10 protein-coding genes are annotated in these 15,687 nt (G+C 29.3%); all 10 read left to right on the top strand.

What is annotated here, in order from left to right:
- The first annotated feature begins 72 nt into the window (after positions 1–72).
- The 10 genes from purR (at position 73) to U8307_RS13460 (ending at position 15,681) form a co-directional block, all read left to right on the top strand.
- The gene (purR, locus tag U8307_RS13415; protein ID WP_326908607.1) at positions 73–897 is read left to right on the top strand and encodes a pur operon repressor; all 825 of its coding nucleotides are present in this window, start codon (positions 73–75) and stop codon (positions 895–897) included.
- 98 nt (positions 898–995) lie between these two features.
- Complete coding sequence (gene spoVG, locus U8307_RS13420) at positions 996–1,283, top strand: septation regulator SpoVG (RefSeq protein WP_326908608.1); 288 nt, start codon at positions 996–998, stop codon at positions 1,281–1,283.
- A gap of 155 nt (positions 1,284–1,438) precedes the next feature.
- A complete protein-coding gene (glmU, locus tag U8307_RS13425; RefSeq protein ID WP_326908610.1) occupies positions 1,439–2,809 on the top strand; it encodes a bifunctional UDP-N-acetylglucosamine diphosphorylase/glucosamine-1-phosphate N-acetyltransferase GlmU in 1,371 nt (456 codons plus the stop codon).
- A 10-nt stretch (positions 2,810–2,819) separates the two neighbouring features.
- Positions 2,820–3,389: an aminoacyl-tRNA hydrolase gene (gene pth / locus U8307_RS13430; protein WP_326908612.1), complete on the top strand. Its 570-nt coding sequence runs from the start codon at positions 2,820–2,822 to the stop codon at positions 3,387–3,389.
- Between the two features lie 85 nt (positions 3,390–3,474).
- Positions 3,475–7,026 (top strand): transcription-repair coupling factor, encoded by a 3,552-nt coding sequence (gene mfd / locus U8307_RS13435; protein WP_326908614.1) that lies wholly within the window; start codon positions 3,475–3,477, stop codon positions 7,024–7,026.
- Complete coding sequence (locus tag U8307_RS13440; RefSeq protein ID WP_326908616.1) at positions 7,019–7,966, top strand: peptidylprolyl isomerase; 948 nt, start codon at positions 7,019–7,021, stop codon at positions 7,964–7,966. Before mfd ends, U8307_RS13440 begins: the two co-directional genes overlap by 8 nt.
- A 190-nt stretch (positions 7,967–8,156) precedes the next feature.
- Complete coding sequence (gene spoVT, locus U8307_RS13445; RefSeq protein ID WP_326908618.1) at positions 8,157–8,708, top strand: stage V sporulation protein T; 552 nt, start codon at positions 8,157–8,159, stop codon at positions 8,706–8,708.
- A 171-nt stretch (positions 8,709–8,879) separates the two neighbouring features.
- Positions 8,880–10,553, top strand: a complete 1,674-nt coding sequence (locus U8307_RS13450; protein ID WP_326908620.1) for an MBL fold metallo-hydrolase — start codon at positions 8,880–8,882, stop codon at positions 10,551–10,553.
- A gap of 18 nt (positions 10,554–10,571) precedes the next feature.
- Positions 10,572–11,636: a butyrate kinase gene (gene buk / locus U8307_RS13455; RefSeq protein WP_326908622.1), complete on the top strand. Its 1,065-nt coding sequence runs from the start codon at positions 10,572–10,574 to the stop codon at positions 11,634–11,636.
- Between the two features lie 292 nt (positions 11,637–11,928).
- Complete coding sequence (locus U8307_RS13460) at positions 11,929–15,681, top strand: phosphoribosylformylglycinamidine synthase (RefSeq protein WP_326908624.1); 3,753 nt, start codon at positions 11,929–11,931, stop codon at positions 15,679–15,681.
- Positions 15,682–15,687 lie beyond the last annotated feature (6 nt).

Here is a 15,687-nt window from a genome sequence, read left to right on the forward strand (position 1 = left end):
GTTAATTTTAATAATCTTGTAATAAGAAAGTATTTATTATATAATTTTATAAAAACTACCAACGGAGAATATATGGTGAAAAAATATAAAAGAAATCAAAGAATAGGTGCGTTAATGAAAATATTTGCTGAAAAACCAAATTATGTGTTCTCATATAATTATTTTTCAGAAATTTTCAATGCAGCTAAATCAACGATTAGTGAAGATATATCAATAGTAAAAAAACTTGTAGAAGAACTTGATTTCGGAAAAATAGAAACAATTGCAGGAGCTTCTGGTGGAGTAATTTATATTCCAGTATTAGGAGAAAAAGAAAAGAATTCTATTTTATCAGATCTTTGTAATCTCTTTGCTCAAAAGAATAGAATTATTGCCGGCGGATTTATATATTTAACAGACTTATTTAATAATCCAAGTGTAGTTTCGAATATAGCAAAAATAATTTCATCAGAATTTAGTCAAGAAGATATTGATCATATAGTTACAGTTGAAACCAAAGGTATTCCTGTTGCCGTAATGACAGCTAAATACCTTAATGTGCCAGTTGCAGTAATCAGACGTAATAATAAAGTTACAGAAGGAGCTACTGTAAGTATAAACTATGTTTCGGGTTCATCTAACAATATTCAAACTATGTCTTTATCACGTCGATCCTTAAATGAAAATGCTAAAGTTCTAATAGTAGATGATTTTATGAAAGGTGGAGGTACTGCTAAAGGCATGGCTGACATGATGAGGGAATTTAATGTGCAAGTAGTTGGAACAGCTGTTGTAATAGAAACAAAGAAACCTGATAAAAAATTAGTTGATAATTATTTGTCACTTTTAGTTCTTAATAATATTAACGAAAAGGATGGAACTATTGAAATTGAGCCAAATTGGAATTTGTTAAAATAATTTCATATTTTTATGAAAATGTTTTTTGCAATTATTTGGTAAATGTAGTATAATATAATGAATTGGACATATCTTTTTTGGGGGAAGGTGGTGACAACATGAAAATATCAGATGTTAGAGTAAGAAAAATAAATTCAGAGGGTAAAATGAAGGCAATCGTTTCTGTAACCTTTGATGATTGTTTTGTAGTTCATGATATAAAAATCATAGAAGGACAAAATGGATTATTCATTGCAATGCCAAGCAGAAAAATGCCAGATGGTGAGTTTAAGGATATAGCTCATCCAATTAATTCTGAAACAAGAAATATTGTTGCAGAAGCTGTATTTAGAGCATATGAAGAAAAGCGCTCAGAAGAAAGTGAAGAAGAAGTGGCTCTTCTGTAGCGCAATGTTGATGATTATTTAATCAACTATTTTTGGGGTCTTTATCAAAGACCCTTTTATTTTGCTATGGTAAAGTGATTGAAACTTTTTTTGACTTAATGTATAATATGATATATAATATCAAAATATTACATAAAAATGAGGAGAAATATAATATGAATATGTCAATTATTTTGGCAGCTGGTGAAGGTACTAGAATGAAGTCAGATATCCCCAAGACATTGCATAAAATTTGTGGAAAAGAAATGATTAATTATATTGTTGAAGCTGCTCAAAATTCAGGGATAGATAAAAATGTAGTTGTTTTAGGACATTGTAAAGAAACTATAGAAAAACATATAAAACAATTTGGAGTTATAACGGTAGAACAACCTATTGGTAAAGATGCTCCCTATGGGACAGGATATGCGGTAATGGCAGCACAGGAAAGAATAAATGATGATGACACAGTTTTAATATTATGTGCAGATGGTCCTTTGATAACAAAGGAAACAATAATGAATTTTATGGATTATCATAAGAATAATAGTTATATAGCTTCTGTACTGACAGCTTCACTTAACAATCCTAAAGGATATGGAAGAATAATAAGGAACGAAGATATGTCAATTAGGAATATAATAGAAGAGAAAGAAGCTTCAAATGAAATTAAAAAAATCAAGGAAATAAATACCGGTATATATTGTTTTAATGGTAAAATGTTAAAAGAATCACTTAAGAAAATAGATACTAACAACTCACAAAATGAGTATTATTTAACTGATACGGTTAAAATATTAAGTAAAGAAGGCTATAAGATAGGTGGTTGGGTAATAGAGGACGAGTCAGATGTAAAAGCAGTTAACGATAGAATTCAACTTGCGGAAGTAAATAAGATTATGCAACAAAGAATTAACAAGAGACATATGTTGGAAGGTGTTACAATTATAAACCCTGATAATACATATATTGAGAATAGCGTTTCAATAGGGTATGATACAGTTATATATCCAGGAACAATAATAGAAAAAGGAACTTCTATAGGTAATCATTGTACGATAGGACCAAATACTAGAATAATTGATTCCATAATAAAAGATAATGTAACAATAGATAGTTCTAAGGTTATTGAATCATATATTGATGATGAATCGAAAATTGGACCTTTTGCGTATTTAAGACCAGGTAGTAAATTAGGGAAAAATGTAAAAATAGGCGATTTTGTAGAAGTTAAACAATCTTCTATTGGAGATAATTCAAAATCTTCTCATTTATCCTACATAGGAGATGCAGAAGTTGGTAAGAATGTCAATGTTGGATGTGGAGTTGTTTTTGTAAATTATGATGGAAAAACAAAACATAAAACTACAGTAGGAGATGGAGCTTTTATTGGGAGTAATTCTAATTTAGTAGCGCCTGTTAAGGTTGAAGAATGTGGATATGTAGCCTGTGGTTCAACTATTACTAATGATGTAGAAAAAGATGATTTAGCAATTGCTCGAGCTCGACAGGTAAATAAAAAAGGATTAGGTAAAAATAGATATTAAAGAGGTAAATATGTACATTATTGCAGGACTTGGCAATCCAGGTAAGGAATATTCAGGAACTAGACATAATGTTGGATTTGACACAATTGATAGTCTGGCAGATGAGTTAAACATAAATTTAAATAAGCTTAAATTTAACTCCCTTTATGGTGAAATTAATATAAAGGGAGAAAAAGTAATGCTTGTGAAACCTGTGACATATATGAACAGAAGTGGACTTGCTATAGCAGAAATTGTTAGGTTTTACAAAGTTCCAATTGAAAATTTAATAGTAATTTATGATGATATAGATATACCATTAGGAACATTGCGTATACGTCCTCATGGAAGTTCTGGAACTCATAATGGTATGAAGTCAATAATTAGCTTAATAGGAAGTGACAAGTTTCCTCGTATAAGAATTGGAATAGGAAGAAATCCAGATATGGATTTAGCAGATTATGTATTGCAAAAATTCAGTCTTAAAGAAAGAGAAGTAATAAATCCTATTATTGATGCTGCAGGAAAAGGAGTAGTTGAAATTGTTGAAAACAGTTTAGATTATGCAATGCAAAAGTATAATGTTAAAACAGTTGAATAACAATAAATAAAATAGTTAAGTATTAAAAAGTATTATTATATATTCAGATATGCAAAATGAAGAATGCAGAATTAAAGGAAAAAAGATGGATAAAGTTTTATTAACTCAATTTCAAAAAACAAAGAAATTTAATTTAATTTCTGAGAATATAAAAAAAGGCAAGCGCCAGCTTCTTCAAGGTGTTAATGAAGAAGGTCTGGCTTATTTATCATGTAATTTATTAGATAATGATGTTAGCAAAATATTGATATTAACAAGTGATGAAGCTAAGTCTAAAAAATATGAAGAAAATATTAAATCTTATACTAAAAATGTTGATAGACTTCAACCAAAAGAATTTATATTATACAATGTTGATGCATTAAGCAAGGATATAGACCATAAAAGGGTTAATATTTTTGATAAGGTTATTAATTCGAAAAAAGTAATAATTACAGCTTCAATCAGTTCTATTTTATCTAGAGTTGTATCTAAAGATAGATTTAAGAAAAACATAGTAGAATTAAAATATGGTAAGAGCTATGAATTAAGCATTCTTAAAACACAATTGGCCCATCTAAAATATGAAAGAGTCGATGCTGTTGAAGGTATCGGACAATATTCCGTTCGTGGTGGAATAGTTGATGTATTCTCACCTTCGGAAACAAATCCATATAGAATAGAATTTTTTGATGATGAAGTTGATTCAATAAGACTAGTAGATTTAAAAACACAACGCTCAGTAAAAAATCTTAAATCTGCCAGAATAGTCCCTTGTAGTGATATAATTTTTGAAAAAGATGAAATTCATAAAATTTTAGTTGAGTTAGATAAGGATTTCAATAAACAGATGGGCAAAATTTCTAGTATGCCAAATTCTAAAGAATCTGTGAAAACTCTTAACAACTTATACAATAGTTACAAAGAAAAACTAAATGAAGGTTTGAGTGTTGAAAATGCCGATCTTTTAGTTCCATTTATTAAGAAAGAATTTGCAAATGTTTTAGATTACTTTGATGAAGACTTTCTTCTTTTAATAGACGAACCAGAAAGAATATTTGAAGAGATTAAAACATTAAATGAAAGTTTTGATATAAAATACAGGGAGCTATTTGAGAAGGGTGAAATATTTGTTAAACAAAGTAAGGTTTATTTTAGTGAACAAGAAATTAAGTCTATAATAGCAGAAAAAAATTATATATCTGTTAATGGAAAACTGAATAAAAATATTGAGACAGATGAATCGGTACAATTGTTTTTTAAAGAAGCTCCTTTTTATTATGGAAAACTTGACGACTTATCAAAAGATTTAAATAGGTTAAAATATAAAGGATATAAAATCACTGTAGTATTAAGTAGTAGGGAAGGTTGTTTAAAACTTCATAATTTGCTAAACGATTATGAATGCAGCACAATATTATCAGAAAATAAAGATATTGTTGTAGAAAGCGGACAAGTGATAATAGTACCTGGAGATTTAAAAAAGGGTTTTGAATTCTTTGAAAATAAAATACTTATTCTAACTGAAAATGAAATATTCGGAACATTAAGAAAAAAGAAACGAAAAACTAAAAAACGCAAAGGTAAGAAAATCGATGTTTTTGCCGACTTAAAAGTTGGGGATTATGTAGTACACGAACATCATGGTATAGGTAAGTATGTAGGTATTGAAAAAATAGAAGTGCAAAATATTAAAAAAGATTACTTATGTATTAAATATAAGGGTGAGGATAAACTGTATGTTCCTGTTGATCAGATGTCTCTTATACAAAAATACATTGGCGCAGACTCTGAGAAGCCTAAGCTTAATAAGATGGGCGGAACAGAATGGATAAAGACTAAAGAACGTTCAAAAGCTGCTATAGAAAATATGGCTGGTGAATTAGTCAAATTATATGCTCAGAGAAAAGTAGTAAAGGGATATGCATTTACATCAGATGCAGAGTGGCAAAAAGAATTTGAATATAAATTCCCTTTTGAAGAAACTAATGATCAATTACGTTGTATTAAAGAAATAAAAAAAGATATGGAAAAACCCGTATGCATGGATAGACTTCTTTGTGGAGATGTTGGATTTGGTAAGACAGAAGTTGCAATGAGAGCTGCTTTCAAAGCTGTCATGGATTCGAAGCAGGTAGTCATACTTGTACCTACAACAATTTTAGCACAACAGCATTATACAAATCTTATAGACAGGTTTAGAGGTTATCCAATTAAAATTGAAATGTTGAGTAGATTTAGAACTCCTTATCAGCAAAATAAAATAATTAATGATTTAAATAAAGGACTATTAGATATTGTTGTTGGAACACATAAATTATTGGCAAAAGATTTAAAATTCAAAGACTTAGGCCTTTTAATAATAGATGAAGAGCAAAGATTTGGTGTAAAACATAAAGAAACCATTAAAAAACTAAAAACGAATATAGACGTATTAACTTTATCAGCTACACCAATACCTAGAACTCTTCATATGTCAATGATAGGTGTCAGAGACATGAGCGTTATAACAGAACCACCAGGCGATAGATTTCCTATACAAACTTATGTAATAGAATATAACGAAGGCATAATAAAAGATTCGATTGAAAAGGAGTTGTCTAGGGGAGGTCAGGTATATTATGTTCACAATAGAGTTGTAGATATAGATAGCGTTGCATCAAAACTGCAAAATCTGTTACCAGAAGCACGAATAGCTGTAGCTCATGGACAAATGAGTGAAAGACATTTAGAAAATGTAATGTTGAATTTCGTAGAGAAGGAATATGATATTCTTGTATGTACAACAATTATTGAAACAGGTATGGATATTCCAAATGTTAATACTTTAATAATTGATAATGCAGATCATCTTGGGCTGTCTCAATTATATCAACTACGTGGAAGAATAGGTAGATCAAATAAAATATCCTATGCATATTTAACTTATGAAAAGGATAAAATGCTCTCTGAAGTTGCTGATAAACGACTTAAAGCTATAAGAGAGTTCACTGAATTCGGCTCAGGCTTTAAGATTGCTATGAAGGATTTAGAAATAAGAGGATGTGGAAATATACTTGGAGCAGAGCAACATGGTCATATGCTTGCTATTGGATATGACTTATATGTTAAATTCTTAGAAAAAGCAGTAAAAGAGATTCAAGGATCAAATAATGTAAATGATGAAGATTTCGAAACAGGCGTTGAGTTAAGTGTAGATGGATATATACCATCTACATATATAGAAAATGAAGAGCAAAAAATAGAAATATATAAAAAAATAGCTGTAGCAGCAAACAAAGAAGATATTTTAGATATAACAGAAGAAATAATCGATAGATTTGGTAATTCACCAAAACAAGTGGATAATTTACTTGAAATATCATATATAAAGTCACTTTGTAAAAGAATTCGCGTCAAATCGATTACACAAATTGGAAATAAAGTTAATATTGAACTTAATACAAAAGATGATTTGAATCAGGAAATGATAAACTTTTTAATTGACAATTATAAAAATAAAATTAAATTTGATGTTTCAAAAGAGCCTATAATAAAATATCATTTAGATTCTTTAGAACAAAAATATATACTTATGGATTTAAAACAATTTTTTGAAAAACTAAATAATTATAAGACAGAGTTGAAGAAACCTGTCAAGGAGGAGAAATATGTCTAAAATAAGAAGAATTATAAGCTTAGTAGTAGTAGCAAGTATGGCTTTAGGAGCAACAGCTTGTTCAAGTACAAACAATGAAAATGGTAATATTAATGAAGAAGAAATTGCAGCAAAAGTAAATGACCAAGTAATTACTCAAAAAGAATTTGATACTGCTGTTGAGTATTATAAAGAGTATGTTGAATACAATAGCGGTGAAGGTGCATGGGATACTGAAGTACAAGAAGGAGTTACTTTAGGAGATTTTTACAGTGATTATATAATTGAAAATTTAATAAGTACTTTATTGTTAGTAGATGCATCTGAAAAAGAAGGTATAACTGTTAGTGATGAAGAATTACAAACACAATTTGAAAATTATAAGGCTAATTTCGCTTCCGAAGAAGAATACAATACTTATTTAGAAACTAGTGATATGACAGAAGAATATTTATTAGATGAATTGAAAAAAGAACAAATGATTACTAAGTATTTAGAAGTAAAAATAGAAAATTTAGAGCCAACAGATAAAGAGCTAAGTGTTATATTTGATGATTTAAAATTAGGTGAAAAAGTAAGAGCAAGTCATATTCTTGTAGAAACTGAAGAAGAAGCAAATACTGTATTAGATAGATTAGATGGTGGAGAAATCTTTGAAGACCTAGCCAAAGAAATATCAGTAGACGGTAGTGCGGCAAATGGTGGAGATTTGGATTACTTTGCATATACAGACATGGTTCAACCCTTTTCAGATAAAGCCTTTTCTATGGAAATAGGGGATGTTAGTGAGCCTGTTAAATCAGAATTTGGATATCATATAATAAAATTAACAGATAAAACAAAAGATGAAACAGTTACTTTAGAAAGTCAAAAAAGCTTATTGACAGAATATTATAAATCATTTAAATATGAAGAACTTTTAGAGAAATTAAAAGATGAAGCAATTATAGAGATAAAATAAGTGAATAAATAAATTTTAAAAATAGTAAAATATTGTTGCTATTGGTAAAATTGTAGTATATAATAATAATGATATTTCCATTAATATCCTATAACATTTAAGGATAAATTCTATTAAAGTGCAAATAATAGAAAATATAAAAAGAAATGTCATATAAAGATAAAATTATGCAATTGGAGGAACGATAGTAATGAAAGCAACAGGAATAGTCAGAAGAATAGATGATTTAGGTAGAGTTGTTATCCCAAAAGAAATTAGAAGAACTTTGAGAATAAGAGAAGGTGATCCTCTAGAAATCTTTACTGATAGAGAGGGTGAGATAATATTAAAAAAATATTCACCAATTGGTGAGTTAACTGAATTCGCAGGACTTTATGTAGATTCACTTTTTGAAACAACTAGACATATTGCAATAATTACTGATAGGGATGGAGTAATAGCTGTATCAGGTAATTCAAAAAAGGATTATTCTGAAAAAAGGTTAAGTCCTGAATTGGAAAAAATTATTGAAAGTAGAGAAATGTATGTAGCTTCAGGAGATACAAAACCAGTAAGAGTTACTGCTAATGAATTTAATCCAGATAATTATACTAGTCAAGTAATTGTCCCAATATTAGCAAATGGAGATCCAATTGGATCAGTATTGTTATTATCTAAGGAAAAGTCTTCTAAAATGGGTGAAATTGAAGAAAAACTTGTTAAGACAGCAAGTGTATTTTTATCAAGACAAATGGAAAGCTAATATATTGTAATAAAAAAAGATGATTTCTTTAAGAAGAATTCATCTTTTTTTAATGATAGATTTTTTATTATTTATAGGTTTATTTTTTATACATTAATTTAAATTTTTTAGATAAACTTATGGATATTATGGTATAATGATAATAATTATTATGAGAAGTGAGGAGATTATATGAATATAAGATTTTTAGGTGCAGTTAAAGGTGTAACAGGCTCGAGTCATTTGATAAAATTTAAGGACAAGCTTATAATGCTAGATTGTGGTATGTTCCAAGGAAAAGATGAAGACTTAAATTATGAAGAGCTAGATGTAAATCCTGCTGATATTGATTATTTATTTTTAAGTCATAGTCATATTGATCATAGTGGGCGTATTCCATTGCTTGTTAAAAAAGGTTTTAAAGGAACTATATATTGTTCTAAGCCAACCTATGATTTATGTGAAATAATGTTAATAGATAGCGCTCATATTCAGGAAACTGAAGCAGAATGGAAAAACAGAAAAGCAAAACGTTCAGGAAAACCTTTAGTAGAACCTATGTATACTCAAGATGATGCGCAATCCAGTTTTAAATTCTTTAATCCTGTTTTATATGAACAAATTATTAAAATAGATGATTATATAACTGTTAAATTTAACGATGCTGGTCATATTTTAGGTTCATCAATAATAGAAATGTGGTTTAAAGAAGATAATGAAAATATTAAGATGGTATATTCCGGTGATATTGGTATGAATGAAAAGCCAATACTAAAAGATCCTACAAGTATTGAAAGTGCAGATTATATTATAATGGAATCTACTTATGGAAACAGATTACATGAGAGTATAGAAAAAAGAACAGAAGAATTAATTAATATGATTTTAAAAACAATAAGAAGAGGAGGTACTGTTGTTATACCTTCCTTTGCAGTAGGAAGAACTCAAGAGATAATTTATGAATTAAATAAATATTACGATAGTAAATTAAGTTCTAAAAGTTCTGAAATTAACGAGCTTAAAAAAATACCTGTATATATTGACAGTCCCTTAGCCACAAAGGCAACTGAAGTATTTAAACGAAATGCTCATGTTTTTGATAAAGAAGCTACAAAATATTTAATGAGTGGAGATAATCCATTAGAATTTGAAAATCTTCATTTTACTCAAAGTGCAGAAGAATCAAAGCAATTAAATTTTTCAGATGAGCCTAAAATAATCATTTCTGCAAGTGGAATGTGTGATGCAGGTAGAATTAAGCATCATTTAAAACATAATCTTTGGAAAAAGGAAAGTAGTGTTATCTTTGTTGGTTATCAAGCAGAAGGAACATTAGGTAGAAGAATTGTTGATGGTGTGAAAGACGTTAAATTATTTGGTGAGCAAATTCATATAAATGCAGAAATTTTTAATATTGAAGGTTTTTCTGGGCACGCAGATAAAAATGGATTATTGAATTGGCTAAAGAATTTTAAAGAAAAACCAAAGAAAGTTTTTATAGTACATGGAGAGCCAGAATCTAAAACTGAGTTTGCAGAGGAAGTAGAAAAAACTTTAGGCTTTGATTGTATTATTCCTAAATATAATATTAGTTATGAAATAAAAACTAAAACAAAAATAGAAGAAATACCTGTAAAGAATGAAGAACCTTCTGAAAGACCAATAATAGAGTTAGATGAATCACATATTAAAGAACTAAAGAAAGATATACAAAATCTAAAAAAACTATTTGAAAATGCTTTGAATTTAACGGAAGGTTATTTAACTGAAGATGAGATTAAAATTGATAAATATAAAAAAATAAACAACAATATATTAGACTTAGAAAATGAGATTATGAATTTAACAATATTAAGTGGAAAATAAATAAGAAAGGAAGATAGTATGGTCTATAAAATATTAGCAATAAATCCTGGCTCTACATCAACAAAAATAGCATTATATGAAGATGAAAAGGAAGTATTTATAAAGACTTTGGATCATCCCACAGATTTAATTGATAAGTATGACAGGGTTGAAGATCAATTTCATATGAGAAAAGAAATGGTAATGACATGCTTAAAAGAGAATGGATATAATGTAAAGGAATTATCAGCTGTTGCTGCTAGAGGAGGAATGTTGCCTCCTGTAAAATCTGGAGCGTATATTATTAATGAAACTATGTTAGATACTTTGACAAATAGTCCAGTGATGGAGCATGCATCAAACATGGCTGCGCCAATTGCTTATGATATAGCAAAAGAAGCAGGAGTAAATTCTTATATATATGATTCTGTAATGGTTGATGAATTTCCTGATATAGCACGAATTTCTGGTATGCCGGATTTACCAAGAACAAGTTCAAGTCATGTTTTAAATACGAGGGCCATGGCAATAAAGGTAGCGAAAAAATATAATAAAAAGTATCAAGATATGAATTTTATAGTTGTTCATTTAGGAGGTGGAATATCTCTTAATGTTCATGAAAAGGGACGAATTGTTGATTTAGTTTCAGATGATGAAGGACCTTTTTCGCCAGAAAGGTCTGGAAGGGTTCCTTGCAGGGAATTGATTAATTTATGTTATTCAGGAAAATATGATAAAAAAACTATGCAAAGAAAATTAAGAGGAAATGGTGGGTTAAGAGGCTATCTTAATACAGTGGATGCTAGAGAAGTTGAAAAAATGATTGAAAATGGAAATGAAGAAGCCAAAACAATCTATGAAGCCATGGCTTATCAAGTATCTAAAGGTGTAGGAGAACTTTCGACTGTATTGAAAGGTAATATTGATGCGATTATTATTACTGGAGGCATTGCATATTCAAAAATGTTTACATCATGGATTAAAGAACGGATATCATTCATAGCACCAGTAGAAATTATTCCTGGTGAAAATGAAATGGAATCATTAGCTTATGGTATTTTAAGAGTATTAAGAGGTGAAGAAAAAGCAAGAGAATATGTTTAGTAAAGGCATCGTAACTTTATAATAATAAATTGAGCTTACCTAAATTAATAGGTAAGCTTTTTTACGCCGAAGGGAAACATAGGTCACCCTAGCGGCGTTGCGAAGCAACTCTTTTTAAAAAAACATTTATCGAACTATTACGTATATTTTAATAGCATTGTTCGTAATAATACGAAAATAATATTAAAATTTTTATAAATTCGTAAAGAAATATCATTGACAAAAGTTTTATATTTTGCTATTATTAAATTACATTCAAATGAATTAAAATTCCCAAAAAGGAAGGTCTAATATGAATTTCAATGTTAAGAGAGTTTTTGTAGAAAAAAGAAATGGATTTAATACAGAAGCTTTAAATCTTTTTTACAACTTTAAGGAAAATCTTAATCTAAGTAGTTTGAAAAATATTAGAATTCTAAATAGATATGATGTATCTAATATTAACGATGAAGATTTTCAAAAAGCTGTTAATTTAGTTTTTTCTGAACCAAATCAAGATTTAGTTTTTTTAGAGGATGTTGACATATTAAATTATAGAGTATTTGCAATTGAATATTTACCAGGACAGTATGATCAAAGAGCTGACTCAGCAGCTCAATGTATACAAATAATTACTGGTAAGGAAAAACCTTTAGTAAGGTTTGCAAGAGTTATAGTTCTGGAAGGAGAACTAACAGATATAGAATTTGAAAAAGTTAAAAAGTACTATATTAATCCAGTTGATTCAAGGGAAGCTAATTTAACAAAACCAGAAACATTAGCTGAAATTTATTTTGAAGCTGAAAGTGTTGATATTATAAGTAATTTTGTAAACAAATCTGAAGATGAAATAGAAAAGTTTCGTAATAATATGGGGCTTGCTATGAGTATTGAGGATTTGCTTTTTTGTCAGGAGTATTTTAAATATACTGAAAAAAGAAATCCAACAATTACAGAAATAAAAGTGATAGATACTTATTGGTCCGATCACTGTAGGCATACAACTTTTTCTACTGTTATTGAAAATATTGATTTTGGAAAAGGTATAATTTCAGAAGAAATTAAAAATACTTTTGATAAATATCTTGAAAGTAGAAATTTTGTGTATAATGATAAACAGAAGGATATTTGTTTAATGGATTTAGCTACTATTGGTGCAAAAGAATTAAGAAAGCAAGGACTTCTTGATGATTTAGAAATATCCGATGAAATCAATGCCTGTAGTATAGTTATCAAAGTTGAAATAGATGGTAAAGATGAAGAATGGCTTTTAATGTTTAAAAATGAAACTCATAATCATCCAACTGAAATTGAACCTTTTGGTGGTGCTGCTACATGTCTTGGAGGTGCAATAAGAGATCCTTTATCTGGACGGTCTTACGTTTATCAGGCAATGAGGGTTACAGGTAGTGGAGATCCTAGACAAAGTATAGAAGATACATTAACAGGTAAACTTCCTCAAAGAAAAATTTCTACAGAAGCAACAGAAGGCTATAGTTCTTATGGCAATCAAATAGGTCTTTCGACGGGACATGTACTAGAAATTTATCATAGTGATTTCATTGCGAAACGAATGGAAATTGGTGCAGTAATAGGAGCTGCTCCAAAGGATAATGTAGTGAGAGGAAATCCTGAAAAAGGTGATGTTGTAATACTTTTAGGCGGGAGAACTGGAAGAGATGGCTGTGGTGGAGCAACAGGTTCATCTAAGGAGCATACAGAAGAATCAATTAATTTATGTGGTTCTGAAGTTCAAAAGGGAAATGCGCCTACAGAGAGAAAAATACAAAGACTATTTAGAAACCCAAGCGTTAGTAAATTAATAAAGAGATGTAATGATTTTGGCGCAGGAGGAGTTTCAGTTGCAATAGGAGAACTTGCAGATGGTTTAATTATAAATTTAGATTTAGTTCCAAAAAAATATAAGGGATTAGACGGAACTGAACTTGCCATATCAGAATCTCAAGAAAGAATGGCAGTTGTTGTTAAAAAAGAAGATATTAAAATATTTAATGAATTAGCTCATAAGGAGAACCTTGAATCAACAGCTGTTGCTGAGGTGACTGATGACAGAAGACTTGTAATGAACTGGAAGGGACATACAATATTAAATATTAGCAGAGATTTTTTAGATACTAATGGTAAAAAGCAATACATTAATGCATTAATAAAAGAACCTCTAGTAAAAGAAATAAATATTATTAATAATTTTAAAAGTGATAATTTAAAGGAAATGTGGCTAGAAAATTTAAAAGATTTAAATGTAGCATGTCAGAAAGGAATGGTAGAAAGGTTTGATTCTACTATAGGAGCAGGAACAGTGTTAATGCCTTTTGGAGGGAAAAATCAATTAACTCCTTCTGAGGGGATGGTAGCTAAAATTCCTGTTCAAAGAGGAACGACAAATACATGTTCATTAATGGCACATGGCTATGATCCATTTCTTTCTAAGATTAGTCCTTATCATGGTGCCATGTATGCAGTTATTCATTCAGTTGCCAAAATTGTATCAATGGGTGGAAATTATAAAAATATTAGATTAACCTTTCAAGAGTACTTTGAAAAATTAAACAAGGATCCTGAAAAATGGGGGAAACCATTAAGCGCTTTATTAGGAGCTTTTAAGGCACAACATGAAATGAAAATTCCAGCTATAGGTGGTAAAGATAGTATGTCAGGTACATTCAAAGATTTAAATGTACCACCGACTTTAGTTAGTTTTGCAGTTACCACATCTAAAGTCAAAAATATAATATCACCAGAATTTAAAAAAATTAATAGCAAAGTTGTTTTAGTAAATATTAAAAAAGATAAATTTAATTTACCAGATTTTGATGATTTAAAAAGAAAATATGAATCCATATATGAGGCTGTATCTTTAAGAAAAATATTGAGTGCACATACAGTTGGATATGGAGGTACTGCTGCTGCAATAAGTAAAATGACTTTTGGGAATGATATTGGTTTCAGAACAAAAGAAGGTTTGTTAGTTGATTCAAAAGGATATTTTTCACCTAATTATGGAGATATAATACTTGAATTAGAACAAAATATAGATATAGATTTAGAATGTATAGAATTAGGATACACTACTAGTGAAAAAAATGTTGTCGTAAATAGTTCTTTTATAATAACGATAGACGAAATGAAAAAGTCATGGATAGAACCATTAAATGATATTTATCCTATTAAAAAAGATTTATCAGAAACAATAGAAAAATATTACCATACTGGAGGTATTAAACTAAAATCTACATTAAATATTGCAAAACCTAAGGTGCTTATTCCAACATTTCCTGGAACAAACTGTGAATATGATACTAAAAGAGCTTTCGAAAGAGCTGGTGCTAATGCAGAAATTTATGTATTTAGAAATCTAAGTGCTTTTGATATAGAAGAATCGATTAGAGAAATGAATAATTTAATAAGACAGTCACAGATAATTGCGTTTCCGGGAGGATTTAGTTCGGGAGATGAACCCGAAGGATCAGGTAAATTTATATCAGCAGTTTTTCGAAATGAATTGCTAAAGGAAGCGGTTATGGATTTATTAAGAAACAGAGATGGATTAATAATTGGAATTTGCAACGGTTTCCAAGCTTTAATTAAACTTGGTCTTGTGCCATTTGGAGAAATTGTAGATATGAAAGATGGGTATCCTACTCTAACTTACAATAAAATAGGTAGACATATTTCTACTTTTGCTAGAACCAAGGTAGTGTCCAATTTGTCTCCATGGTTAAAAGGTTGTAATATAGGCGATACGCATAATATACCTATATCACATGGAGAAGGAAGATTTGTTGCAAGTGAATACTGGATTAAAAAATTGAAGGAAAATGGACAAATTGCTACTCAATATGTTGATTTCGATGGTAATCCATCCTATGATGGACTATTCAACCCAAACGGATCGACATACGCAGTAGAATGTATTACAAGTCCCGATGGAAGAGTTTTAGGAAAAATGGGACATTCTGAAAGACTTGATAAGGATATATATGTAAATATTCCAGGAAATAAGGACCAACTAATATTTGAGTCAGGCGTTAATTATTATAAGTAGGAGGAT

The organism is Sedimentibacter sp. MB31-C6 (genome assembly GCF_035934735.1).
GTDB lineage: Bacteria > Bacillota > Clostridia > Tissierellales > Sedimentibacteraceae > Sedimentibacter.